This is a genomic window from Herbihabitans rhizosphaerae (genome assembly GCF_004216555.1).
Classification (GTDB): domain Bacteria; phylum Actinomycetota; class Actinomycetes; order Mycobacteriales; family Pseudonocardiaceae; genus Herbihabitans; species Herbihabitans rhizosphaerae.
The window spans coordinates 378,309-402,011 of the sequence record NZ_SGWQ01000003.1; the positions used below are offsets into that span (position 1 = coordinate 378,309).

The 23,703-nt window shown below is 68.3% G+C and carries 27 protein-coding genes; 17 read left to right on the forward strand and 10 right to left on the reverse strand.

All coding sequences use genetic code 11. The features are described 5' to 3' along the window. Positions 1 to 4 precede the first annotated feature (4 nt). The 6 genes from EV193_RS11420 to EV193_RS11445 all read left to right on the forward strand — a co-directional run bounded on the left by EV193_RS11420 (position 5) and on the right by EV193_RS11445 (position 5,286). Positions 5 to 781, forward strand: a complete 777-nt coding sequence (locus EV193_RS11420) for an ABC transporter permease (protein ID WP_242613301.1) — start codon at positions 5 to 7, stop codon at positions 779 to 781. Next, the gene (locus EV193_RS11425) at positions 778 to 1,578 is read left to right on the forward strand and encodes an ABC transporter permease (protein WP_130344013.1); all 801 of its coding nucleotides are present in this window, start codon (positions 778 to 780) and stop codon (positions 1,576 to 1,578) included. Before EV193_RS11420 ends, EV193_RS11425 begins: the two co-directional genes overlap by 4 nt. 230 nt (positions 1,579 to 1,808) lie before the next feature. Further along, positions 1,809 to 2,843 carry an ABC transporter substrate-binding protein gene (locus EV193_RS11430; protein WP_130344014.1) on the forward strand — a complete coding sequence of 345 codons (1,035 nt, stop codon included), beginning with the start codon at positions 1,809 to 1,811 and terminating at the stop codon, positions 2,841 to 2,843. Between the two features lie 3 nt (positions 2,844 to 2,846). Next, complete coding sequence (locus EV193_RS11435; protein WP_130344015.1) at positions 2,847 to 3,614, forward strand: ABC transporter permease; 768 nt, start codon at positions 2,847 to 2,849, stop codon at positions 3,612 to 3,614. Beyond that, positions 3,611 to 4,402, forward strand: a complete 792-nt coding sequence (locus EV193_RS11440; protein ID WP_130344016.1) for an ABC transporter permease — start codon at positions 3,611 to 3,613, stop codon at positions 4,400 to 4,402. Before EV193_RS11435 ends, EV193_RS11440 begins: the two co-directional genes overlap by 4 nt. A gap of 17 nt (positions 4,403 to 4,419) precedes the next feature. Continuing rightward, a complete protein-coding gene (locus tag EV193_RS11445; protein ID WP_130344017.1) occupies positions 4,420 to 5,286 on the forward strand; it encodes an ABC transporter ATP-binding protein in 867 nt (288 codons plus the stop codon). 171 nt (positions 5,287 to 5,457) lie between these two features. On the opposite strand, the gene EV193_RS11450 is transcribed toward EV193_RS11445, so the two are convergent. Next, complete coding sequence (locus EV193_RS11450; RefSeq protein ID WP_207222591.1) at positions 5,458 to 6,642, reverse strand: 4-hydroxybenzoate 3-monooxygenase; 1,185 nt, start codon at positions 6,640 to 6,642, stop codon at positions 5,458 to 5,460. Between the two features lie 153 nt (positions 6,643 to 6,795). Between EV193_RS11450 and EV193_RS11455 the strand changes: the two genes are divergently transcribed. From EV193_RS11455 to EV193_RS11470, 6 genes are all read left to right on the forward strand, one after another. Then, entirely contained in the window at positions 6,796 to 7,782 is a 987-nt protein-coding gene (locus EV193_RS11455) for an ABC transporter substrate-binding protein (RefSeq protein WP_242613302.1), read from the forward strand. 16 nt (positions 7,783 to 7,798) lie between these two features. After that, complete coding sequence (locus EV193_RS33225; RefSeq protein ID WP_165401303.1) at positions 7,799 to 7,942, forward strand: hypothetical protein; 144 nt, start codon at positions 7,799 to 7,801, stop codon at positions 7,940 to 7,942. A 211-nt stretch (positions 7,943 to 8,153) separates the two neighbouring features. Next, complete coding sequence (locus EV193_RS33230; RefSeq protein WP_165401319.1) at positions 8,154 to 8,330, forward strand: hypothetical protein; 177 nt, start codon at positions 8,154 to 8,156, stop codon at positions 8,328 to 8,330. 75 nt (positions 8,331 to 8,405) lie between these two features. Next, the gene (locus tag EV193_RS11460; protein ID WP_130344020.1) at positions 8,406 to 9,401 is read left to right on the forward strand and encodes an ABC transporter substrate-binding protein; all 996 of its coding nucleotides are present in this window, start codon (positions 8,406 to 8,408) and stop codon (positions 9,399 to 9,401) included. Then, positions 9,402 to 10,166 carry an ABC transporter permease gene (locus tag EV193_RS11465; protein WP_130344021.1) on the forward strand — a complete coding sequence of 255 codons (765 nt, stop codon included), beginning with the start codon at positions 9,402 to 9,404 and terminating at the stop codon, positions 10,164 to 10,166. It abuts the gene before it with no gap. Then, on the forward strand, positions 10,163 to 10,933 hold the full coding sequence (locus tag EV193_RS11470) for an ABC transporter permease (protein ID WP_242613303.1): 771 nt from the start codon (positions 10,163 to 10,165) through the stop codon (positions 10,931 to 10,933). Before EV193_RS11465 ends, EV193_RS11470 begins: the two co-directional genes overlap by 4 nt. Before the next feature lie 83 nt (positions 10,934 to 11,016). Here the strand turns inward: EV193_RS11470 and EV193_RS11475 are convergent, their stop codons facing one another. After that, positions 11,017 to 12,237 carry an MFS transporter gene (locus EV193_RS11475; RefSeq protein ID WP_130344022.1) on the reverse strand — a complete coding sequence of 407 codons (1,221 nt, stop codon included), beginning with the start codon at positions 12,235 to 12,237 and terminating at the stop codon, positions 11,017 to 11,019. A gap of 71 nt (positions 12,238 to 12,308) precedes the next feature. Between EV193_RS11475 and EV193_RS11480 the strand changes: the two genes are divergently transcribed. Together EV193_RS11480 and EV193_RS11485 are read left to right on the forward strand one after the other, a co-directional pair. After that, positions 12,309 to 12,803, forward strand: a complete 495-nt coding sequence (locus EV193_RS11480; protein ID WP_130344023.1) for a MarR family winged helix-turn-helix transcriptional regulator — start codon at positions 12,309 to 12,311, stop codon at positions 12,801 to 12,803. A gap of 54 nt (positions 12,804 to 12,857) precedes the next feature. Beyond that, complete coding sequence (locus EV193_RS11485) at positions 12,858 to 14,519, forward strand: DNA repair helicase XPB (protein ID WP_130344024.1); 1,662 nt, start codon at positions 12,858 to 12,860, stop codon at positions 14,517 to 14,519. 17 nt (positions 14,520 to 14,536) lie between these two features. Here the strand turns inward: EV193_RS11485 and EV193_RS11490 are convergent, their stop codons facing one another. From EV193_RS11490 to EV193_RS11515, 6 genes are all read right to left on the reverse strand, one after another. Beyond that, positions 14,537 to 15,286 carry a nucleotidyl transferase AbiEii/AbiGii toxin family protein gene (locus EV193_RS11490; protein WP_130344025.1) on the reverse strand — a complete coding sequence of 250 codons (750 nt, stop codon included), beginning with the start codon at positions 15,284 to 15,286 and terminating at the stop codon, positions 14,537 to 14,539. A 3-nt stretch (positions 15,287 to 15,289) separates the two neighbouring features. Continuing rightward, positions 15,290 to 15,925, reverse strand: a complete 636-nt coding sequence (locus EV193_RS11495; RefSeq protein ID WP_130344026.1) for a type IV toxin-antitoxin system AbiEi family antitoxin — start codon at positions 15,923 to 15,925, stop codon at positions 15,290 to 15,292. A 43-nt stretch (positions 15,926 to 15,968) separates the two neighbouring features. After that, positions 15,969 to 16,346, reverse strand: coding sequence for a hypothetical protein (locus EV193_RS11500; RefSeq protein WP_130344027.1), 378 nt, complete (start codon positions 16,344 to 16,346; stop codon positions 15,969 to 15,971). A gap of 90 nt (positions 16,347 to 16,436) precedes the next feature. After that, positions 16,437 to 17,321 (reverse strand): helix-turn-helix domain-containing protein, encoded by an 885-nt coding sequence (locus tag EV193_RS11505; protein WP_207222628.1) that lies wholly within the window; start codon positions 17,319 to 17,321, stop codon positions 16,437 to 16,439. After that, positions 17,281 to 17,832 (reverse strand): DUF6879 family protein, encoded by a 552-nt coding sequence (locus EV193_RS11510; RefSeq protein WP_242613304.1) that lies wholly within the window; start codon positions 17,830 to 17,832, stop codon positions 17,281 to 17,283. Before EV193_RS11510 ends, EV193_RS11505 begins: the two co-directional genes overlap by 41 nt. Before the next feature lie 4 nt (positions 17,833 to 17,836). After that, positions 17,837 to 18,070 (reverse strand): hypothetical protein, encoded by a 234-nt coding sequence (locus EV193_RS11515; protein ID WP_130344376.1) that lies wholly within the window; start codon positions 18,068 to 18,070, stop codon positions 17,837 to 17,839. Positions 18,071 to 18,365: 295 nt separating this feature from the next. Between EV193_RS11515 and EV193_RS11520 the strand changes: the two genes are divergently transcribed. From EV193_RS11520 to EV193_RS11530, 3 genes are read left to right on the forward strand one after another with little or no spacing between them, the layout of a single operon-like run. Next, complete coding sequence (locus EV193_RS11520) at positions 18,366 to 19,343, forward strand: ABC transporter substrate-binding protein (RefSeq protein ID WP_130344029.1); 978 nt, start codon at positions 18,366 to 18,368, stop codon at positions 19,341 to 19,343. A gap of 7 nt (positions 19,344 to 19,350) precedes the next feature. Next, the gene (locus EV193_RS11525; RefSeq protein WP_130344030.1) at positions 19,351 to 20,115 is read left to right on the forward strand and encodes an ABC transporter permease; all 765 of its coding nucleotides are present in this window, start codon (positions 19,351 to 19,353) and stop codon (positions 20,113 to 20,115) included. Further along, positions 20,112 to 20,912 (forward strand): ABC transporter permease, encoded by an 801-nt coding sequence (locus EV193_RS11530; protein WP_130344031.1) that lies wholly within the window; start codon positions 20,112 to 20,114, stop codon positions 20,910 to 20,912. The genes EV193_RS11525 and EV193_RS11530 overlap by 4 nt, the downstream gene beginning before the upstream one ends. Here EV193_RS11530 and EV193_RS11535 read toward each other — a convergent pair. Together EV193_RS11535 and mdlC are read right to left on the reverse strand one after the other, a co-directional pair. Further along, positions 20,888 to 22,105: an acyl-CoA dehydrogenase family protein gene (locus tag EV193_RS11535; RefSeq protein WP_130344032.1), complete on the reverse strand. Its 1,218-nt coding sequence runs from the start codon at positions 22,103 to 22,105 to the stop codon at positions 20,888 to 20,890. The two genes, EV193_RS11530 and EV193_RS11535, sit on opposite strands and share 25 nt — an antisense overlap. Further along, complete coding sequence (gene mdlC / locus EV193_RS11540; RefSeq protein WP_130344033.1) at positions 22,102 to 23,649, reverse strand: benzoylformate decarboxylase; 1,548 nt, start codon at positions 23,647 to 23,649, stop codon at positions 22,102 to 22,104. Before mdlC ends, EV193_RS11535 begins: the two co-directional genes overlap by 4 nt. Positions 23,650 to 23,703: the final 54 nt, after the last annotated feature.

Genomic DNA, 23,703 nt, shown 5'->3' on the forward strand with positions numbered 1-23,703 from the left:
CCCTGTGCTGGCTCGGTTGCAGAGCCTGATCGGTCTGGCTGGCTTCTTTCTCGTGTGGGAAGTGGCCAGCCGGACCGATCTGGTTCCCAGTTACTACGTCCCGCCGCCGTCGACCGTGCTTCCGGCACTGGTGCGGATGCTCGGCGAGGAGTCCTTCCTGCGCGCGGCCGTTGCCACGGTGCTGGCCACGCTGATCGCGGTTGTCATCGCGGCGGCCATCGCGATCCCGGCCGGCCTGGTGCTCGGCAGTATGCCCGCGGTGCGCCGCGCCACGATGGTGATCATCGAGTTCCTGCGGCCGATCCCGTCCGCCGCGCTGATCCCGCTGTTCGTGCTGCTGATCGGCGCCGGCTCGGACACCAAGATCTCGCTGGCCGTGTACGGCGCGGTGTGGCCGATCCTGTTCAACACGATGTACGCGCTGGACGAGGTCGACCCGCTGCTCACCGACACCGCGCGGGCCTTCGGCATGCGGCGCTCGCGGATCATGTCCACCGTCTCGCTGCCGAGTGCCGCGCCGTTCGCGCTGACCGGGATCCGGCTGTCCGCCACGATCGCGCTGGCCGTGGTGATGACCACCGAGTTGTACGGCGGCGGCGCGAAGGGCCTCGGGCAGTACGTGCTGGACGCGCGCAACGGGTTCCGGATGGATCTTGTGCTGGCCGCCACGCTGGTCGCCGGCCTGATCGGCTACCTGCTCAACGCCGGCTTCGAGCGGCTGCACCGGCGGATGTTCGCGTGGCAGGCGACCGGGGCCGAGACGGGAGCGGGGGCACGATGAGGGGCATCACCGGGTTCGTGCAGCGGTGGGCGCTGTTCGTGCTGATCGTGCTGATCTGGGAGGTCGTGACCCGGCTGTCGGCGAGCCCGTTCTTCCCGCCGCCGTCGCAGATCGGCCCCAGGATGGTCGACCTGTGGCTGTCCGGGCCGGCGTCGCGACTGTTCCTCACCGACACCGTGTACGACCACCTGCTGCCGAGTGTCGGGCGCACGCTGCTCGGCTGGGCGATCGCCGCGGTGATCGGCATCGGGCTCGGCCTGCTGCTCGGCCGCTCGACTGTGGCGATGCGCTACCTGCGCGTGCTGCTGGACTTCGGCCGGGCGATCCCGCCGCCGCTGATGGTGCCGTTCTTCCTGGTGACGCTGGGCCTTGGCGCGCCGATGCAGCTCGGCGCGATCGTGTTCGGCGCGGTGTGGCCGGTGCTGCTGAACTCGATCGACGGCGCCCGCTCGGTGGACGCCACCAAGGTCGACACGGCGCGCGCGTTCCGCCTGTCCGGCCCGCAGTGGATGGGCGGTGTGGTGCTGCCCGCCGCGCTGCCGAAGATCTTCGCCGGACTGCGCCTGTCCATCTCGATCGCGCTGATCCTGATGGTGGTCTCGGAGCTGGTCGCGTCCACGCACGGGCTGGGCAACCAGCTCGTCGCGGCGGGCCGGGACTACGACATGGCCGGCATGTGGGCCTACATCGTGCTGCTCGGCATCCTCGGGTACGCGTTCAACATCGCCCTGTTGGCGGTTGAACATCGGGTGCTCCGGTGGCAACCCGGTCGTGCGCACGCCGCAGCGTCACGATGACACTCCGCTACGCCCATCTGACGACACCCCATGTGACCTGCGGTTTCAATTTTGGTGGGATCACCCAACGTTAGTTCAAACGGGTGACACCCGATTGTGGTACATCCGATACTCACCGCATTTGTCGTGGTCTACGCCAATCTCATATGGTGTGCCACGGTGCGGCGGGCCCCCTCTATTCGAGGCTGCCCGAAAGCGCCGTTCTGCCCACCTCACCCACAGGAGAGGCAATGCTGCGACCACGCCCGGGCACCCCACCGGCGCGACTGCGCCGGCCCGCGGCCCTATTCACCATCCTGGCCATGCTGGTGGCACTCGTCACCGGCTGCGGTCTGCTCGGCGGCGAGGACGACTCCTCGTCGTCCGGCGGCCAGGTGGAGAAGTCGAAGATCAAGCTCGGTCTGCTGCCGGTGGTCGACGTGGCCTCCGTGCACCTGGCGATCCGGGAGGGCTACTTCAAGGCCGAGGGCCTCGACGTCGAACTCACCAACATCCAGGGCGCCGGCGCGGCCATCCCCGGCCTGATCGGCGGCTCGCTGGACATGGTGTTCGGCAACTACGTGTCCTTCTTCGCCGCGGAGTCGGGCGGAGCGGCCAAGAACGTCGACGGCCTGAAGTTCGTCGCCGACGGCTACATCGCCAAGCCCAACACCTGGATGGTGCTGCGCGGCCCGAACTCCTCGGTCAACACCGTGCGCGACCTGGCCGGCAAGAAGGTCGCCGTGACCACCCGCAAGAGCCTCGCCGAGGTGAGCATCAAGTCGGTGCTGCGCGCGAACGACGTGGACGCCAGCAAGGTGGAGTTCATCGAGTCGCCGTACGCCGGTATGGCCGCGCTGATGCAGCAGAACAAGGTCGACGCGGCACTGCTCGCCGAGCCGTTCATCACCCAGGCGCAGAAGTCCATCGGCGCCGTGCCGTTGTTCGACGCGGCGTCCGGCCCGACCGCCGACCTGCCGATCGCCGGCTACGGCACGACCGGCAAGTTCGCCAAGGACAACCCGAAGACGGTCGCCGCGTTCCAGCGCGCGTTCGCCAAGGGTCAGCTCGCGGCGGGCGCGGACCGCAACAAGATCGAGAAGCTGCTCCCCGAGTACGCGGGCATCGACCCGCAGACGGCCGCGCTGGTCGCCCTCGGTGGCTTCCCGACCTCGCTGGAGGCCACCCGGCTGCAGCGGATCCCGGACCTGATGCTCGAGTTCGGTCTGCTGCCGAACCGGTTCGACGCGTCGAGCATGATCCTCAACGCCGGGTCGACGAAGTAGCGAATGCGACCGGTCACCCGAGGGCTTGTCGGGCTGGCCGTCTTCCTCCTGATCTGGGAGGTGGTCGGCCGGTCCGGCATCACGGAACGCAGGTTCCTGCCACCGCCGTCCGACGTGCTGGGCTCGCTCGGCGAGATCCTGGTCGACGGCAAGTTCCAGTCCGACGTCGTCGCCACGGTGCTCGCACTCGTGGTCTCGGTCGCGATCGCGGTGCTGATCGCCGTGCCGCTGGGTCTACTGCTGGGGAGCTTCCCGGTGGCCCGGCACGCCACCCGAGCGGTGGTCGAATTCCTCCGGCCGATCCCGTCGGTGGCGTTCATCCCGCTCGCGGTGGTGATGCTCGGCGTCGGCCCGGAAACGAAGATCACGCTCGCGGTGTACGCCGCGGTGTGGCCGATCCTGTTCAACACGATCTACGCGCTGGACGAGGTGGAGGACCTGCACCTGGAGACGGCGCGGGCGTTCGGGTACTCCCGGGTGCGCACGATCCTGTCCATCTCGCTGCCCAGCGCCGTCCCGTTCGTGCTGACCGGCGTGCGGCTGGCCTCCTCGATCGGCCTGGTCGTGCTGATCAGTACGGAGATGATCGCGGGCGGGCGGCTCGGCATCGGCACGTTCATCAACGTCGCCCGCGAGGGTGCCGGCCGGATGGACCTGCTGCTCGCCGCGACCGTGGTGGCCGGGGCGATCGGATACCTGGTGAACGCTGCGTTCGACGTGGCACAGCGGCGCTGGGTGTCCTGGAGTTCGCTGACGAGGAGCGCGTCGTGAGCTGGTTCGGAAAGTTCGCGTACCGCTGGGTGGTGTTCGTGGGCATCGTGGTGGTCTGGCAGTTGGCCACCGCGGCGGCCGACGACCCGTTCTTCCCGCCGCCGTCGACGATCGCGAACACGATCTACCACCTGTGGCTGTCCGGGCCGGGCTCGCAGCTGTTCCTGACCGACACGGTGTACGACGACGTGTTCGCCAGCATCGGGCGGATCCTGCTTGGCTGGGCCATCGCCGCGGTGATCGGCGTCGCGATCGGCGTGCTGCTGGGCCGGTCGCGCACCGCGATGGACTACGTGAACCCGTTGTTCGCGTTCGCGCGGTCCGTCCCGTCGCCGGCGCTCGTGCCGGTTTTCCTTGTGCTGCTTGACATCGGGACACCGGCACAGCTCGCCACGATCGTGTTCGGCGTGGTGTGGCCGATCCTGATGAACACGGTGGACGGCGTGCGCTCGGTCGATCCGATCAAGGAGGAGACCGCCCGGGCGTTCCGGCTGTCCCGCGGGCAGTGGCTGCTCGGGGTGGTACTGCCCGCCGCGGCTCCGAAGATCTTCGCGGGGCTGCGGGTGAGCCTGTCGCTGTCACTCGTGCTGATGGTGATCTCCGAGCTGGTGGCCTCGCGCAACGGGATCGGCCTGCAGATGTTGATCGCGCAGCGGGCGTTCGACTATCCGGCGATGTGGGCCGGGATCGTGCTGCTCGGTGTGCTCGGCTACCTCTTCAATACCGTGCTGCTCATGGTCGAAAACCGGGCACTGTCCTGGCAGCCAGAGCGGCATACTGGGCACTGACGACAGGGAGGGCCTCCGTGCCGACCATGCTCGAGGTTTCTGGCCTCGGCCACACGTACAAGACCAAGGACGGCGTGCACAACGCCATCGGCGACGTGTCGTTCACGGTGAACGCCGGTGAGCTGGTGTGCGTCGTGGGTCCGTCCGGCTGCGGCAAGTCCACGCTGCTGCGCACGATCAGCGGGCTGATCACGCCCACGGTCGGCGAGGTGTTGCTGCACGGCGATCCCGTGCGCGGCGTGCCGGCCGACCTGGCCGTGGTGTTCCAGGACTACAGCCGCTCGCTGTTCCCGTGGCTGTCCGTGCAGCGCAACGTCGAATTCCCGTTGCGCACAAGGGTTTCCGCGCGCGCGGAGCGGCGGGAGCGGGCCCGCGAGGCGCTGGAGTGGGTGGGCCTTTCGGCAGCCGGCGGCAAGTACCCGTGGCAGTTGTCCGGCGGCATGCAGCAGCGTGTGGCGATCGCGCGGGCGCTGGCCAGCCGGCCGTCGCTGCTGCTGATGGACGAGCCGTTCGCCTCGGTGGACGCGCAGACCCGGTTCGAGCTGGAGGACCTGCTGCTGCGGGTGCGCGCCGAGCACGACAGCACGGTGCTGCTGGTGACCCACGACATCGACGAGAGCGTGTACCTGGGCGACCGGGTGCTGGTGCTGTCCAAGTCGCCCGGCTCGATCACCACCGACCTGGACGTGAACCTGCCCGATGAGCGCGACCAGATCACCACGCGCGCGTCCTCGGAGTTCGTCGAGCTGCGCAGCGAGGTCGCACGGCTGCTGCACGGCGGAGAGCCCGCGACGCGCCCGAGCCCGTCGGTACCCGACACCGCGGCCAACGACCGCTTCCTGGCCGCCGAACGCGCGGAAACCCACAGCACCAGCGATACCTGAGCGAGCACCCGTGAAGGTGACCCCACCGCCACGTGGGCCCGTATGTGCATCACCCTCAGGTTTCCCGCGCCATGCTGATCTTGCCTGACCTGGGCTTTCTCCGTGGCCGAGGGACTTTAGCGGGCTAAAGTACGCGGACGGGTGCCGGCACGTTTGTCAAGTCCCGAGCAGTCACATCAACCCGACGTAGTTTTCCGCGAACGCCGAGGCGAAGGTCCGCGAATTCATCAGGTGTTCCAGGCGGGCCATCGCCAGGCGGCCGAGGAACCCGTGTTCCTCGTCGTCCTCCCGGGGCATGTGGATCATGCTGGTCATCCACTGGGAGAACTCCTGGCAGCGCCACACCCGGCGCAGGCAGATCTCGGAGTAGGCGTCCAGGGCGGTGGTCTCGCCGGTCGTGCGCCAGTGGGTGAGCGCGTTGGCCAGCACCTCGGCGTCGTGCAGCGCGAGGTTCATGCCCTTCGCGCCGACCGGCGTGATCACGTGGGCGGCGTCGCCGAGCAGGTACAGCCGCCCGTGGCTCATCGGCTCGACGACGAACGAGCGCATGTCGAGCACCCGCTTCTCGATGATCGCGCCCTCGGTCAGCCGCCAGCTCCCGTCGGCGAGCGCGAGCCGCTCACGCAGTTCCGCCCACACCCGTTCGTCCGGCCAATTCCGCACGTCGTCGGAAACGGGGCATTGCAGGTAGAACCGGCTCACCGTCTTGCTGCGCAGCATGTGTCCGGCGAATCCGTTCTCGTGCAGCGCGTAGATGATTGCCCTTGTGGACGGCGGCGCCTCCGCGAGAATGCTGAGCCAGGCTATTCCCGGATTATGGGAGTATTCGCGAAACATACCCGCCGGTATCGATTGCCGGGAAACGCCCCGGTAGCCGTCACAGCCCGCGATGAAATCACATTCGAGCCGTTCCTCGCCGTCCGCGCCGGTCCAGCTGATCACCGGGCGCGGGCCGTCGATCTGGTGCAGCGCAACAGAATCGACGTCGAACCGAATGTCGCCACCACGGTCCAGTAGAGCCGCGACGAGGTCGGTCACCAACTCCTGCTGCGGGTAGACGTAGTGCGTTCGCCCCTCGTAGAGATCACCGTACGGAACGGTGAAAGCCTTGCCGTATACGCGAAACTCGCAAACCCCGTGCGGTTCGGCCTCGGCGAGCAGGCGGTCGGCGAGGCCGTTGGCCGCGAGCATGTCGACGGCCCGCTGTTCGAGCACGCCGGCCCGCGCCCGCCCCTCGATGTAGGACCTGCCGTGCCGCTCGAGTACCACACATTCCACGCCGGTCTTCGCGAGCAGATTCGCCAGCGTGAGACCGGCGGGGCCAGCGCCGATAATTCCAACCGTGGTACGCCCCACCCCCGAAATCCTTTCACATCGACAGCGTCACTATGCGCACCGTACCGCTACTACTTTTGTATGGACTTACCTTCCGCCTCTATCAGGTAGAGAACCGTCATCAGTAGCGTGTCACGGTTCATCCCGAGAAAACGCAACCCAAATGGAGTAATGATGTCCCGATGCCGTGGGTATCTCCACGCGCTCGTCGCTGCCACCCTGGTCACCGTTCTGGCCGGCTGCGGGCTACTCGGCGGTTCGGACTCGGGAAATACCGGCGGCTCGATCCAGGTCGAGAAGACCAAGATCAGGGTGGGCGTGCTGCCGATCATCGACAACGCCCAGCTGTACATCGCCATCAAGAACGGGTACTTCAACGAGGTCGGCCTCGAGGTCGAGCCGGTCCCCATCCAGGGTGGCGCCGCCGCGGTACCCGGCCTGGTGAACGGCGGCCTCGATTTCAGCTTCGGCAACTGGGTTTCCTTCGTCTCGGCGCAGAGCAAGGGAATCGACCTGAAACTGGTGGCCGACGGCTACCAGGCGGCGCCGAAGATGTTCATGATCATGACCGGGCCGAATTCCCCGATCATGGGGCCGAGGGATCTGGCCGGGAAGACCATCGCGGTCAACACGTTCAACAACATCACCGAATTGACCACCAGGGCCGTGCTGCAGGCCAACGACGTGGATCCGAGAACCGTCAGGTTCATCGAGCTCCCGTTCCCCGACATGGAGTCGCAGCTCTCCCAGAAGAAGATCGACGCCGCGTTCCTGGTCGAACCGTTCATCACCAGGGCGAGCAAGCAGATCGGCGCGATGCCGGTGGTCGACACCGCGTCGGGCCCGACCGCCAGCATCCCGATCGCCGGATACGCGGCGACCGGCAAGTTCGCCGCGGCCAACCCCAAGACGGTCGCCGCGTTCCAGCGGGCGCTCGCCAAGGGACAGGCGGCGTCCGCCGACCGCACGAGCGTCGAAGAGGTCCTGACCAGCTACGCCAAGATCGACGAGTCCACCGCGCGGCTGCTGCGGTTCGGCGAGTTCCCGACCAGCCTCGACCCGACCAGGCTGCAGCGCATCCCCGACCTGATGCGGACCTACGGGCTGCTCAAGAACCGCCTGGACGTGCGCGACATGATCATCCCGCCGCCTCCCGTGTGACACCTGATCGGACGATATGCACCGCATCGGCGAGATGCTGGTCAGCCCCCGTTCGCTGGCCGAGTACCGCGGGATGTTCCGGCTGACCGACGGCGATCTCGCCGGCCGGATCCTGGACTGCCCCGGCGGCGGAGCCGGCTTCACCGCCGAGCAGATGTGAGCACAGCGCCAGGTCGAAGGCACGGTCGGGGAAATCCAGGCGCGGCAGGGCAGCGGTGACGCACCGGGCCGGGTGCGCGGCCTTGTCGGCCACGAACCGCTCCACCGACTCCGACCTGGTGCGCAGGTAGTTCAGCTACACCGACCGGCTCAGCGTCGAGTTCCACGTCGATAGCCTGGTCGAACTGGCCACGGTCGCCGCCGAGGTGCGGGTGTTCCCACTCGTGCCGATGGGCTACGACACGAGCCCCATCCTCGGCCCGGTACTCGCGAAGCTCGCCGACGCCGGACTGCTGGCGAGCCGACACCCGGTCGACTACGAGTTCCAGCGCGGCGGAGACACGATGCTGCGACTGCGAGTCGCACCTGATCGGCCGTTGTGGACGTGATCATGAGTCCTTAGGGTGTGGTCCGCCGGGAGGGAGATCCCCACGTCTCCGGCTCATACCTGGAGGGGAAATAACGTGATCACGTCCGGGAAGAAACTGCTCGCGGCCGTCGCCGCCATGGCGTTGACGGTGAGTAGCTGCGGACTGCTCGGTGGCGAATCGGACAGTGGTTCTTCCGGCCCGTTGGGCAAGTCGAAGATCAAGGTCGGCATCATCCCCGAGCTCGGCGCGGCCGGGTTCTACCTCGCGCTGGACCGGGGGTATTTCAAGGAGCAGGGCCTCGACGTCGATGTCGTCACCGTGAACAGCGGCAAGGCGGCCGTGGACAGCATCAGCAACGGCAGCACCGACATCGCGGTGGGCTCCTACCCCGCCGTGCTGCTGGCCCAGGCGAACAAGGCGGGCGACTACAAGATCGTCGGCGACGGCTTCTCCGCGAAGCCGAACGTGCAGGTGCTGCTCGCCAGCCCGAAGTCGCCGGTCAAGACCGCGCAGGACGTGCCGGGCCGCAGGCTCGCCACCACGGCCACGAAGACCTTCGCCGACCTGTGCGTGCTGGAGGCGTTGAAGGCCAAGAACGTGCCGACCGACAAGGTCACCTGGCACCCGATCCCGTTCAGCGACATGGCCGCCGCGATGGATCGCGGTGACGTCGACGCGGTCTCGATCGTGGAGCCGCAGCTCACCCAGGCGCTGCGCACCTACGGCGGCCACAAGGTCGCCGACTGCGGCGAGGGTCCGCTGGCCGACATGCCGGTCACCGGGTACTTCGCGGTCGGCGGCGAGGGCAAGTTCGCCCAGTCCAACCCGAAGACCGTGGCGGCGTTCCAGCGCGGACTGTTCAAGGGGCACGCCGAGGCGGCCGACCGGTCCAAGGTCGAGCCGATCTTCGTGAAGTACCTCAAGCTGGACGACGTGACCGCCAAACTGGTGACCGTGGCGGGCTGGTCGACCTCGATCGAGAAGACCCGGATCCAGCGGGTGGCCACGATGATGCAGAACTTCGGCGTGCTCAAGGAACCGCTGGACGTCGGGCCGATGATCTTCCGACCGGAAGTCGACGCGAAATAAGTGAAGCGGCTCATTCGTGGGCTGATCGGCCTCGCCGGGCTGTTCGCGATCTGGGAGTTGGCCAGCCGCGCCGAGTTGGTGCCGTCGCACTACCTGCGGCCGCCGTCGGTGGTGCTGCCGTCCCTGGTCGAGTTGCTCGGCGAGGAGACCTTCGTGCGGGCGGTGGTCGCCAGTGTGCTCGCGATGGTCGTCGCGGTGGTGGTCGCGGTGGCCATCGCGGTGCCGGCCGGGCTGTTGCTCGGCTCGCTGCCGGCGATCCGCAAGGCCACCATGGTGATCATCGAGTTCGTCCGGCCGATCCCCGCGGTGGCGCTGCTCCCGCTCGCCCTGTTCACCTTCGGCGCCGGCCCGGACACCAAGATCGGCCTCGCCGTGTTCGCCGCCACCTGGCCGATCCTGTTCAACACGATGTACGCGCTGGACGAGATCGACCCGGTGCAGGTTGACACCGCGCGGGTGTTCGGGCTGCGCCGCCGCGCGGTGCTCACCAGGGTCGCACTGCCGAACGTGGCGCCGTTCGTGCTGACCGGGGTGCGGCTGTCCTCGGCGATCGCGCTGATCGTGGTGGTGTCCACCGAACTGCTGGCCGCCGGTACGAAGGGCATCGGCACGTTCGTGGTGGAGGCGTCCAGCGGCGGCGCCCGGATGGATCAGGTGCTCGCGGCGACCGTGCTGGTCGGCGCGATCGGCTACCTGATCAACTCCGGGTTGGAGGCGCTGCACCGAGGACTGTTCGGCTGGAGCACCGTGCGGGAGGCGGCGTGACGATCACCCGCAGGCTCGGCGGCCTGGCGCACCGGTGGGCGCTGTTCGCGTTCGTCGTGGTGGCCTGGGAGCTGGTCACCCGCTCGGTGGACGACCTGCTGTTCCCGCCGCCATCGGAGATCGCGCGCGCCACGGCGGACACCTGGTTCTCCGGCAAGTTCGCCGAGGACGTGCTGCCCAGCCTCGGGCGAATGCTCGGCGGCTGGGCGATCGCGGCGGTGATCGGCATCGCGCTCGGTGTGGCGCTGGGCCGGTCCAGGGTCGCGATGGACTACGCCGGTCCGGCGATGCACTTCTTCCGCGCGATCCCGCCGCCGTTGCTGGTGCCGTTCTTCCTGGTCACCATGGGCCTGGACGGGATGCATACCGGGACGATCGTGTTCGGCGCGGTGTGGCCGATCCTGCTGAACTCGGTCGACGGCGCACGCTCGGTGGACGCCGTCAAGATCGACACCGCGCGGACGTTCCGGCTGTCCCGTGCGCAGTGGATGGTCGGCGTGGTGCTGCCGGCGGCGTCACCGAAGATCTTCGCCGGCCTGCGGGTGAGCCTGTCGATCGCGCTCATTCTGATGGTGATCTCCGAGCTGGTCGGCGCGGCCAACGGCATCGGCCGCGAGCTCAAGGACGCGCAGGAGAGCTACCAGAACCCGGCGATGTGGACCTGGATCGTGCTGCTCGGCCTGCTCGGCTACCTGTTCAACTCGATGCTGCTGATCGCGGAGCGACACTTGCTCGGTTGGCGGTCCGCGCCTTCACGAACCGCCTGACCGGCGCACTGCTCGCGGACTTTAGCGGGCTAAAGTACGCGGAACATGAATGGAGCGATCGCTAAGTTTCGGACACGAGGGCGTCATCGAGCGGGCTGCGCCACGGCGACGGCCGGCCGTGCCCGCAGTTCGCGCACTGCCGGCACTGCGGCCGTCCCGAGGCAGGACACGGCCACCAGCACGGACGCGATGATCAACGGTGTGCCGTCGCCCCAGTGCGCGGCGGCCAGCGGCGCGAGCGCGTAGCCGAGCGGCTGGGCGCCGAGTGAGAACAGCCAGTCCCACGCGGTCACCCTGGCCAGCAGGTGCTCCGGCACCTCCGCCTGGAGCACGGTCGACCAGGTCGGGTTGAGGAACCCGAGCCCGGCCAGCGCCAGCCCGTACGCGCCGATCGTCCACACCGCCGGCACGGCCAGCGCGAACAGCAGCAGCGGCACGGCGTACCCGGCGAGCGCGATGTTGGCGATCAGCACCGGCCGGGACACCCGCGCCCTGCCGGCCGCCAGCGAGCCGATCAGCAGGCCGATGCCGCCGGCCTGCAGCGCGGCCACCCACACGCCCTCCCCGCCGAGCTGGCGCACGGCGATCAGCGGACCGAGCGTCAGCAGCACGCCCGCGGCGAGGTTCCACACCGCGTGCGCGACCAGGCTCGACCACAGCCAGCCGCGGGTGCGCACCTCGGTCCAGCCGGCGACCAGATCGGCACGCAGCGAGGCGCGCGGCACCTCGACCCGGCGCACGGTGATCGAGCCCAGCAGCGAGGCGCTGACCAGGAACGCCACCGCGGTGAGCACGAACACCCAGCCGGCGCCCACCGTGAAGATCAACAGCCCGGCGATACCCGGCCCGCACAGCCGCGCCAGGCTCGCCGACGCGCCGGTCATCGAGTTGGCGCGCTGCCGCTGCTCGGCCGTCACGGTGCCGATCACCAGCGGGGACAGCGTCGGCAGGGCGCACCCGGACGCCGCGCCGCCGACCGCCTCGGCGATCGCGATGTGCGTCAGTTGCGGGTCGCCGCCGATCAGCTCGACGCCGACCACGAGCTGGGCCGCCGCGCGCACCAGGTCGGTGGTGAGCGCGATCTTCCTGGCGTCGAACCGGTCCGCGATCACCCCGCCGATCGGCAGCAGCACGAGCCGAGGGAGCAGCGCGCAGAGCAGCACGGTGGCCAGTGCTCCGGCCGACCCGGTGGCCTGCACGACGGCGAGCGTCAGGGCGGCCGGCACGATCGCGTCGCTGAACGTGGACAACGAGCGACCCAGGAACACGCGGCGGAACTGGCGATCACGTAAGGGGTGCGTCACGCCGGCGACGATACTTCGATACCGAAAGATTTGGCAACGAAATTCTTGCGAGCCGAAGTAGGCTGCCCGGCATGGCCGAGACCGACTCCGTCGACGAGCACGTGACCAGGTGGCGCGAGATCATCGACGACCTGGATCCGACGGTCGAGGCCGTGGTCACCCGCATGCAGTGGCTGGTGGCACACCTGCGCAAGAACAAGGAGCGCGCGCTGACCACCCATGAGCTGCAGCTGTTCGAGTACCAGACCCTGCACTCGCTGGCCGGATTCGACGGCCGCGCGTCGGCCGGTGAGCTGGCCGCCGCCCTGCGCGTCGCGCCCGCCACCATGACTGGCAGGCTGGACACGCTGGAGGAGCGCGGGTTCGTCACGCGCGGCCATTCGTCGACCGATCGCAGGCGGGTGGACGTCGAGCTGACCCCCGCCGGCCGCGCACGCTGGCGGGGCGCGCTGGACGCCCAGGGCCGCGAGGAGCACCGCGTCATGGCGCCACTCACCCAGCGGGAACGCGAGCGGCTGGCCGACCTGTTGCGCCGCATGCTGCTGCTCGCCGAGCACACGGAATGACGCCCACCCGCGCCTTGTTGGCACACTGGTGCGCATGACGAGGAGGACCAGTTCGTGACCGATGGCCCGCTGATCGTGCAGTCGGACAAGACGCTGCTGCTCGAAGTCGACCACCCACGCGCCGACGACGCGCGCACCGCGATCGCGCCGTTCGCGGAGCTGGAGCGCGCGCCGGAGCACGTGCACACCTACCGGGTCACCCCGCTCGCGTTGTGGAACGCCCGCGCGGCCGGGCACGACGCCGAGCAGGTGGTGGACGCGCTGTCCAACTACTCGCGCTACCCGGTACCGCAGCCGCTGCTGATCGACGTGGTGGACACGATGGCCCGCTACGGCCGGCTGTCCCTGGTGAACCACCCCGCGCACGGGCTCGTGATGTCCACTGTGGACAGAGCGGTACTCGAGGAAGTGTTGCGGCACAAGAAGATCGCGCCCATGATCGGCGCGCGCATCGACGACGACACGGTGATCGTGCACCCCAGCGAGCGCGGCCGGCTCAAGCAGGTGCTGCTCAAGGTGGGCTGGCCGGCCGAGGACCTCGCCGGGTACGTGGACGGCGAGGCGCACGCGATCGCGCTGGACGAGAGCGACTGGGAGCTGCGCGACTATCAGCGGCATGCCGTGCAGGCGTTCTGGGCCGGCGGCTCCGGCGTCGTGGTGCTGCCGTGTGGCGCGGGCAAGACGCTGGTCGGCGCGGCCGCGATGGCCGAGGCGCAGGCGACCACGCTGATCCTGGTCACCAATACGGTCGCCGGCCGGCAGTGGAAGCGCGAGCTGATCGCGCGCACCTCGCTCACCGAGGAGGAGATCGGCGAGTACTCGGGCGAGCGCAAGGAGATCCGCCCGGTCACCATCGCCACCTATCAGGTGATCACCCGCAGGACCAAGGGTGAGTATCGGCACCTCGAGCTGTTCGATTCACGCGACTGGGGCCTGGTCGTCTACGACGAGGTGCACCTGCTGCCCGCGCCGGTGTTCCGGATGACGGCCGATCTGCAGTCGCGGCGGCGGCTCGGACTGACCGCGACCCTGGTGCGCGAGGACGGCCGCGAGGGTGACGTGTTCTCGCTGATCGGGCCGAAGCGGTACGACGTGCCGTGGCGCGACATCGAGAACCAGGGCTGGATCGCGCCGGCCGAGTGCACCGAGGTGCGGGTGACGCTGACCGAGGCCGAGCGGCTCACCTACGCCACGGCCGAGCCGGACGAGCGGTACAAGATCTGCTCGACCGCGCGCACCAAGATCCCTGTGGTGAAGTCGATCCTGGCCAAGCACCCTGGTGAGCCGGCTTTGGTGATCGGCGCGTACCTGGACCAGCTCGACGAGCTGGGCGAGGCGCTGGACGCGCCGATCGTGCAGGGCTCGACGAAGAACAAGGAACGTGAGGTGCTGTTCGACCAGTTCCGGCGGGGCGAGCTGCCGGTGCTGGTGGTGTCCAAGGTGGCGAACTTCTCCATCGACCTGCCGGAGGCGTCGGTCGCCGTGCAGGTGTCCGGCACGTTCGGGTCGCGGCAGGAGGAGGCGCAGCGGCTGGGAAGGTTGTTGCGCCCCAAGGGAGACGGGCGTCAGGCGCACTTCTACTCGGTGGTCTCCCGGGACACCCTGGACACCGACTACGCCGCGCACCGGCAGCGGTTCCTCGCCGAACAGGGCTACGCGTACACGATCCGCGACGCCGACGATCTCCTCGGCCCGCAGATCCCCGAGGTCAGCTGATTCGGCCGAAGGAAATCCTAGACGGCTGCCAGCCACGCGCGTCGGACGGTGTCCAAGGCTTCGACTGGCGTGACGCTGAGGCGAGTCTGACCGGAAAGGTCCCGGTGCCAGGTGGACTCATTTGGCGCACGGTTGAAAAGGCTCACAGCCGGCGCCTTCGCAGTGGGGCCGTGCCGAGCGAAGAGATCAGCGGCTTCGCCGTTTATGGCGCCGGCTTGGGAAAGTAGCCAGAGGTCGAACAGGTCTCGGGAAGCCGCGCGGTCCATCCAGGCGACAGTCTTGGCCGCGGCGAAGGCGGCGGCGGTCGGTACCGCCAGGGTGGCGGGTGCCGCGTCCGAGTAACGCTGGACAAGCGATGTCATCGCGGTCGGCCATTTCGGGTAACCGTCGGCTCGGAGGAGTTGGATCCGGACGGTGATGCCCTCGGTCGTCGTGAGGACAGCCGGTCGAGTGTCACGGACGTTGGTCAGCGGAGGATCCCAACGCAGTCCAGGGAATTCCCGGCGAGTTTCGCGGATCGAGCAGTCCTGGACGAGGGCGGCGGTATCCCGGCGGTCGCGAGTGGCGATCAGGTCGATGTCTTCGGACAGGCGGCCGTCAGGTGCGAACGTTCGGGACAAGGCGGTGCCGCCGAAGAACACCACGTCGCCGGCAGCACGACTACTGAGTGCGGCCAGCAGGTGCGAGATCAGATGGTCGCGGCGAACCTGGTCACGGGCGACGCCGAACTGGTCGGCAACTGCGACTTCCTCGGACGGATCGAGCACGGGTCACCTACCGGACGTGATGCGGTTGAGCGCGGCGCGGCGGCGCTGCCTGGCAGCCAGTTCGTCCAAGAGGGCGCGATCTGTTCTGGGTAGCAGCGCCTGCGCCGCCGCCAACGCTTCGGCTTGCGGACCGCCGAGGGCGGGTCGAGCGGCGAGATCCAGGATCGTCTGCTCCACCGTGGTGACCCAACCCTGTCCGAGATCCGTGACGTGCCGCTCGAGATCCAACGCGGCCACGTCGCGTCGGACGAAGACGACCACGGCGTCACGGTCGAGCAGCCGAAGAGTGTTGCGGTGACTGGTGATCGCGATGACAGCGATCCCGACCGCGCGGGGAACCGCTCCGTGTATCCGGGCGGCGGACAGGCCCATCAGCGCCACGGAGTCCACGCCCTGATCGGCCGCCGCTATCCCGAGTGCGGCCGGTTCCAACTCGGGTAGCCACGGGCCGCCGATCAGGTCGTCGGGCACCACCGCGTAGTAGCCGTTGGCCAGCCGATGCAGGACACCGGACTTGGTGAGGCGGGCGAACTCCGGGCGTGGGTGCGCGTAGACGTCGGTGGCGTCCTGTGGCCGCAGCACGCGCAGGGGACGTCGCAGTAGTTTCGAGGGCAGCCTGCCTGCCACGCGGCTCGTCATGAGTGTCACCTCCGTAGGTTCTAAGCCTACGCTCATGCCAGTGTTATTGCCCGTTGGCCATCCGGATGCGGCACGGCTTGCGTTCGTCCGTCGGAATGTAGGCGAACTCCGGCGCGGCAAATTCCTGCATCGGCCCGGCCCGGCCCGGCGACACGATCGTCAGCACGGCGCGCAGGGCGTGCATCGCCGTTCCGCCGTACCACCAGCTGACCCACCGCGGCTGGAACACGTCCTCACGCTGGTGCACGCGGTAGGCGGCGGCCTCGTGCTCGCCGCGCAGAATGAGCACGTCCGCGTGCTCGTCCCACCATTTGACGGCTGCCATGGCGGTCAAGCGGTCGTCGTCTCGCCCGAAGAGGTGGATGTCCCATCGGCGGCGCCGCAACTCGCTGTACAAATCATCGAGGTCCGGGAAGTTCACACGCCGAGCGTATGAGCGATCACTCTCCGCTAGCCAGCAACTTTCTCGAAACTTCGCCAACCCGTCGGACAAGTTGCTCGATCGGGCAACCTACGAATCTTCGTCGTCCCCGACCTCGGCCGCCAGTTCGTCGACCACCTTCGTGATGAGCGCCCGAGCAGCCCTCCCGTAGCTGGCCGCCGCCGCGAGATCCTCGAAGATCTTCACGTACAGCTCGATCTCCTGCGGCTGCTTCAACGTCAGCTCCGCAGAGAACATCTCAATCTGAACCTGTTTGCCATCAAAGACCCAGAAGTCATGAAGCGCTGGGGTGTCACAACGGGTCCGAAACTCGATGATCCCCAGCTTCACATTGGGCAGACCAGCCAATGAGGACAACCGGTCCAACTGCCCCAGCAACACCTCGGGCGAGCACAGTCGAGACCGCAGGGCCGCCTCGGTCAACACGAAATGAAAGCGCTTCTCTGGGCGATAGAGAGCTTCCTGTCTCCTGAGCCGGCCGCGTACAGATTCGTCAATATCGCGAGGGGTGCCGAGATGTTTACTTGCCGAAACAAAACGTGCGCGTGCGTACTCCGGAGTTTGCAGAAGTCCAGGGATAATCGCGGAATTGAAAACCTGGAAGAACCGGGACTTCTGATCGAGTTCAAGAAGCCTGCCCTGATGCGAAGCCATCCCACCACGAAAGGCTCTGCGCCATTCGTGATACTGCTCTTCAAGGGTGTGCAGCGACACGAGCAGCGACTGCGCTTCGCCCGAGGCGGACGTTCCTTCCGCCCACTGCCTGATGTCCTCGTCCGTGGGAGTCTGGCGACCGTTCTCCAGCTTGGAGATCTTGGACGGTGGCCACGACAACGACTCCGCGAGCTGCCTGCCGGTCAGCCCGGCCTGCTGGCGCAGCTCGCGGAGTCGCCGTCCTAGCGCTTCACGCGCCTCATGGACTTGATGCGAAGTCGAGGTTGTGTTGCGCGACAAAGTCCTCCCGTCGGATCGCGTGGTGCCACGCTGCGTCCCGCCAGTAGTTGTGCTGCACGAGCAACTCCGGCTGATCGTCGATGATCTCATGCTCCAGCGGCTGATCATCGTCGTCGAAGTTCATCATGACAAGGATCCGGGAGTCGAACAACCAGTAGTCGTGGTTGGGCAGCCCGTTCGCCTGATCCCGCTTCAAGTACCGAATATCCTCGCCTGCTCCACAGGTGAACTGCGAGGACCAAAGCCCATAACGAGTGTAGTCGGTGAACGGTTCACTGACCACTCGAACGCGCTCAAACAGTTTGCCTGCCGCCCCGGACCGCGCCACCATATCCGTCCAGTCGTTGGCCTGCCTGTACCGGACATCCATTTCCGCGACATCTCCGGAAAGGAACTTGTTCACTGACTCCGTTTCGTAAGAGACGTTGTAGCGGTCGCGCACCTCCAACCGGAACGCCGTGTGCTCGTAGTTCTCGAACAGATGCTGGAACTTCTTCGCTCCCAGCGTCACCAACTCACCCAGCGGTCTCACCCTCTCGATCACGACCGTAAAAGACCAGCACCTCTTCAGGAATCTCAATGATCGCCTCGCCGTCAGGAATAGGGCCAACGTCGGCCAGCACCTGCGGATCGGTGACCTCCCAGCCTTGCGCGATGTAGGTACGCCGATCCGCACGATCGGTCGCGAACAACGTTGGCGAACCTCCACCGTGAGATTCAGGGTCCTTGCCGAGGAAGTAAGCTCTCATCATCCCTCCAATGTCGAGAAACTTCGCGAACGTTCTCCAGCATGCCTGGCCCGTCAGGCAGCGTCAATGGCTGAGTGTGAGCAAACGGGTGATATCTGTGGTCACACGTGCTGGCCATGAGGGCGTCACCGAACGTTCACTCGCGCTGACCTGAGTGTTGTTGGTGTCTCAGAGAAATCGGGATATTGCCCGTTGTGACGCCAAGATCTTTCTCCTAGAGTTCGCGGCGCACAGCCACTGGGGGCGGCGAGCTTGCACGTGCGCCTCCACAGAACCTCGACCACGAGGAGGGCGCATGTCGCGTCGCGGCACGGCGACGATCATCGGGTTGGTCTTCCCACTGTTAGCCGCTCTCACCGGGTGCAGTGCGCTCGGCGACAGCGAAAGCTCGGCGTCCGCCGGCGGCAAGGTCGAGAAGTCCTCGATCAAGATCTCGGTCATGCCGACCACCGACGTCGCACCGTTTCACCTCGCCATGAAGCGCGGCTACTTCAAGGCCGAGGGCATCGATGACGTCAAGATCTCCAACGCCCCGAGCGGCGGCGCCTCGGTCACCAAGCTGACCAGCGGCGAGGTGGACATCGCCTACTCCAGCTACACCCCGTTCTACGTCGCGAAGGCCAAGGGCGTGCTGGACCTCAAGTTCGTCGCCGACGCGTCCTCGGCCGGCCCGAAGAGCACCGTCGTGGTCGCCCTGCCCACCTCGTCCGTGCGCACCCCCGCCGATCTGGCCGGCAAGCGGGTCGCGGTCACCGCGCGGAACACGATCTCCGACCTGCTGACCATGGCCACGCTCAAGATCCAGGACGTGCCGTACCAGACGATCAAGTGGGTGGAGATCCCGTTCCCGCAGACCGCGGCGAAACTCGCCTCCCGCGAGGTGGACGCGGCCTTCCTCACCGAACCGTGGATCACCCACGCGGCCAAGACCACCGGCGCCGTCCCGGTGATCGATGTCGCCACCGGCCCGACCGCGAACTTCCCCACCGCCGGCTACGCGTCCACCGGCAAGTTCACCTCGGAGAACCCGAAGACGGTCGCCGCCTTCCAGCGCGCGATGAAACGGGCCACCGACGAGTCGCGCGACCGGTCGGTCGTCGAACCGCTGCTGGTCGAGTTCGCCGGCGTCGACCACGACATCGCCAAGCTCGCCACGCTGCTGGACTTCCAGTCCGCGATGGACGCCACCCGGATGCAGCGGGTGCCGGACCTGCTGCTCGAGTTCAAGGTCATCGACAAGAAGATCGACGTGGCGCCACTGCTGGTGAAATGACCCGACCATGCGCGTGATCAGGAGCCTCGTCGGCCTCGGCGTGTTCTTCGCACTGTGGGAGATCATCGTCAGGGCCGACGTGGTTCGCGCGGTCTTCCTGCCCCCGCCGTCCACGGTCTTCGCACGGCTGGGCGATCTGCTCGGCTCGGTCGAGTTTCTGCGTGACGTGCAGGCCAGCCTGCTCGCGTGGCTCATCGCGCTGCTGATCGCGACCGGTGTGGCCGTGCCGGCCGGCCTGCTTCTCGGCAGCATCCCCGGCCTGCGCTCGGCCACCCGCGTGCTGGTCGAGTTCCTGCGCCCGATCCCGTCGGTCGCGCTGATCCCGCCCGTGCTGATCATGGTCGGCGCCGGCTCGGCCGCGAAGATCACGCTCGCGGTGTACGCGGCGGTGTGGCCGATCCTGTTCAACACGATGTACGCGCTCAGCGAGATCGACCCACTACTGCGTGACACCGCCAAGTCGTTCGGCACCAAGGGTTTGCGGCTCGCGACATCGGTGTCTCTGCCGCACGCCGCTCCGTTCGTGTTCACCGGCCTGCGCATGTCCGCGGCGATCTCGCTGATCGTGGTGATCAGCACCGAGTACCTCGCCGGCGCGACGCGCGGAGTGGGCAGGTTCATCCTGGAGGCGACCGAGGGCGCCGGCCGGATGGACCTCGTGCTCGCCGGCACGCTGGTCGTCGGCGCGATCGGCTACCTGATCAACGAGGGCCTCGAGCGGCTCGGCGGGCGGCTGTTCCGGTGGAGCACGGTGGAACAGGGGGCGGCGTGAGCAGAGTCGCCGCGTTCGCCGGCCGCTGGCTCGTGCTGGCCGGCGCGCTCCTGGTCTGGGAGATCGCCGCGCGTGCCAGCGCCAGCTTGTACTTCCCGCCGATCACCACGATTCTCGACCAGGGGCGAGCGCTCTGGCTGACCGGCGACGCGTCCTCGTTGTGGTTGTCCGCCACCGTGTTCGACGACATCCTGCCCAGCATCGGACGAGCGCTCTCCGGTCTCGCGATCGCCGTGGTGATCGGAGTGGCGCTCGGCACCGCGCTCGGCCGTTCGCGTACCGGTATGGACTACGTCGGCCCGCTGTTCGCGTTCTTCCGGGCGATCCCGCCGCCGACGCTGATCCCGGTGTTCCTGGTGTTGCTCAAGATCGGTACCCCCATGCAGGTGACCACGATCGTGTTCGGCTGCGTGTGGCCGATCCTGCTCAACACGGTCGACGGCGTGCGCACGGTGGACCGCACGCAGACCGACACCGCCCGCGCGTTCCGCATTCCGAGGACGGCGTGGCTGACCACGGTCGTGCTGCCGGCCGCGATGCCGAAAATCTTCGCCGGGCTGCGGCTGAGCATGTCGATCGCCGTGCTGCTGATGGTGATCTCCGAACTCGTCGCGACCACCAACGGCATCGGCTACCAGTTGCTGTTCGCGCAGCGGCAGTTCGACTTCCCGAAGATGTGGGCGTGGATCATGCTGCTCGGCGTGATCGGCTACGGCCTGAACACGGCGCTGCTCGCGGTGGAGGGGCGCACACTGCGGTGGCAGCCTTCGCGTCAGGACTTGGCGCGGCTGTCGTGACCGGTCTCGTCCGGCCCGATTGACGGGGCCAGCTCCACGCCGAGCACGCTCGCGCCGAGCAGCCGGCGTGCCGTGGCGTTGGGCATCGGCATGAACACGCCGGCCTGCACGTCGCGCCACATCCGTTCGAAGGGCAGCGACCGCGTGTAGCTGGCGCCGCCGATCACCTCGACGAGCTGCCGCATGACCGCGGCCGCGTTGTTGCTCGCCACGTACTTGACCAGCCCGCAGCGCGCGACGCCCTCCTGCACCTCGGGCCCGGTCAGCACGCCGTCGCGGACGTCGTCCACGTGCCGGTGGATCAGCGCACGCGAACTCTCCAGAAGGATCTCGCATTCGCCGATCACGTTCTGTACCAACGGATCCGTGTGCTTGCCGCGCCGCACGACCTGGTCGACCGTCCAGCTCAACGCACCGGCGGCGATCCCGGTGTACACGGCCGCGAACGCGGGCATCGCCCACGCCCACACCGTCTCCAGCACTCGGGCGTCGAAGTGCCCGACCGGCAGCGAGTGCACCACGTCCTCCTCGGGCACGAACACGCCGTCCAGCTCGAGATCGTTGCTCTGCGTGGCGCGCATGCCGAGCGTGTCCCAGGTCTGGTGCACGGTCACGCTCGGGTCGGACAGCGAGATCCGGCACAGCAGCAGCCGCGGCCCGCCGTCGGCGCCCTCGAAGCGCGCCGTCGTCGAACAGTGCGTGGCCACGGATGTGTTGGTGGCAAAGGATTTGCGGCCGGTGAGCCGGTACCCGCCGTCGACCCGCACGGCTTCGGTGCGCGCGTCGGTCATGTCGTTCACCACGCCGAGTTCGGCGGTCACCGACGCCCAGACCAGCTCGTCGCGCGCGGCGAGGGTGAGCAGTTCGGCGAGCCTCGGATTGCCGGTGCGCCGCCAGATGTTGCCCCACTGACCCAGCGGCGAGATGTGCATCGTCACCGCGAGCGCGGTGGACCCGTCGCCCATGGCGAGGCGTTCGAGTACGGGCACGATCTCGGCCAGACCCGCGCCGCCACCGCCGAGTTCGGTCGGCACCGACATCCGGAGGAACCCGGCGTCGCGCAGATCGGCGTAGTTCTCGTGCGGGAACGTGTTCTCCCGGTCGTGCTCGATGGCGCGCGTGGCGAACAGATCGGCGAGTTCCCCCGCGCGATCGACCAGTTTCGCCTGCTCGTCGTTGAGTCGGCTTTTCACGTGCGCAGATGTAGCACAGCCGGACCGCCGGCGGCCAGTGCCCGGCGCAGTGCGGGTTCCAGTTTCTCTTGCGTGGCAACGGTTTCCGCCGTGCAGCCGAGTGCGCGGGCGAGGGTGGCGAAGTCGATGCCGCCGAGTTCGGTACCGGGCATCCTGGACCTTCCGGACAGCTCGCCGAGTTCGCGGACGGCGGCGTACTCCTCGTTGTCCATGACCACCACGGTCACCGGCGCCTGCTCGCGCACGGCGGTCCACAGCGCCTGTATCGCGTACATCGCCGCCCCGTCGCCGACGACCGCGACCACCCGCCGGTCGGGCCGGGCGAGCGCGGCGCCGACCGCCGCCGGCAGGCCGTACCCGAGGGTGCCGCCGGGGATGGTGAGGAAGCCGGTCTCTGTCGCGGTGATCGGCAGGTGCGCGCGCAGCGCGTCGCGGTGGCTCGGTGCCTCCTCGACGAGCAAAGCGTTGTGCGGCAACAGGTCCGCGAGCGTCCCGAACGCCGTCGCCGCGATGCCCGCCGGCTCGGGTGGCGCCGGGCGTGCGGGTGGTACCGGCCGGTCCGACGCCGTCACCAGGCCGGCGAGCGTCACGATCGCCTTGCCGACCGCGCCACACAGGCCGATCGCGTGCGGCGCGCGGGCCAGCGCGGAGTCGTCGTCGCTGATCAGGTACAGCCGGGGGTGCGGGACGTCCGGCCCGTCGCTGGGTACGTGATAGGTGAACGCGGGCGCGCCGAGTACGAGGACGGCGTCGTGGCCGGCCAGCGCGTCCGCGATCGCCTGCCGCGTCGGGGCCAGAAACCCGTGGAACAGCGGGTGATCCTCGGGAAACGAGCAGCGCGCGGACATCGGCGCCGCCCACACGCCGGCGCGCAGCCGCTCGGCGAGCACGACCAGGTCGGTGACCGCGCGCTCGGCGTCGACGGCGGGCCCGGCCACGATCGCCGGCCGCTCGGCGTTGTCGAGCACGGCGGCCAACTCGGCCAGCGCCTCGGAGTCCACTGTGGACGGTCGGATCGGCGGGCCGGCGAGGGCCGGGGCCGGCTCGGCGTCCCAGTCGTCGGCGGGCACCGTGACGAGCACCGGTCCGCGCGGCGAGGTCGCCGCCAGCCGGTGTGCTCGGACGACGGCGGCCGGCACGTCCTTGGCGCGGGCCGGTTCGATCGCCGCTTTCAGGTACGGCCTGGGCAGTGCGGGCCCGTCGAGGAAGGCGAGGAACGGGTCCTCCGGGAGCATCGCGCGGTCCTGCTGCCCGGCGAGCACGACCATCGGCGTGTGGTTGTGGAACGCGTTGACCAACTGGCCCATGGCGTTGCCCAGGCCGCCGGCCGCGTGCAGGTTCAGCAGCACGGGCCGCGCGCCCGCCTGGGCGTAGCCGTCCGCCATGGCCACCGCGACCGCCTCGTGCAGGGCCAGCACGTAGCGGAAATCGGACGGCCAGTCGGTGAGGAAACCGGCCTCGGTGGAGCCGGGATTGCCGAACACCGTCGTCGTACCGAACTCGCGAAGCAGATCACGGACCGCGTCCCGAACGGTGACTGACACGAAAGCGACTCTAGAGGCGCGCGAGTCCCGCGCTGGGACACCCCGAGTCCCGCG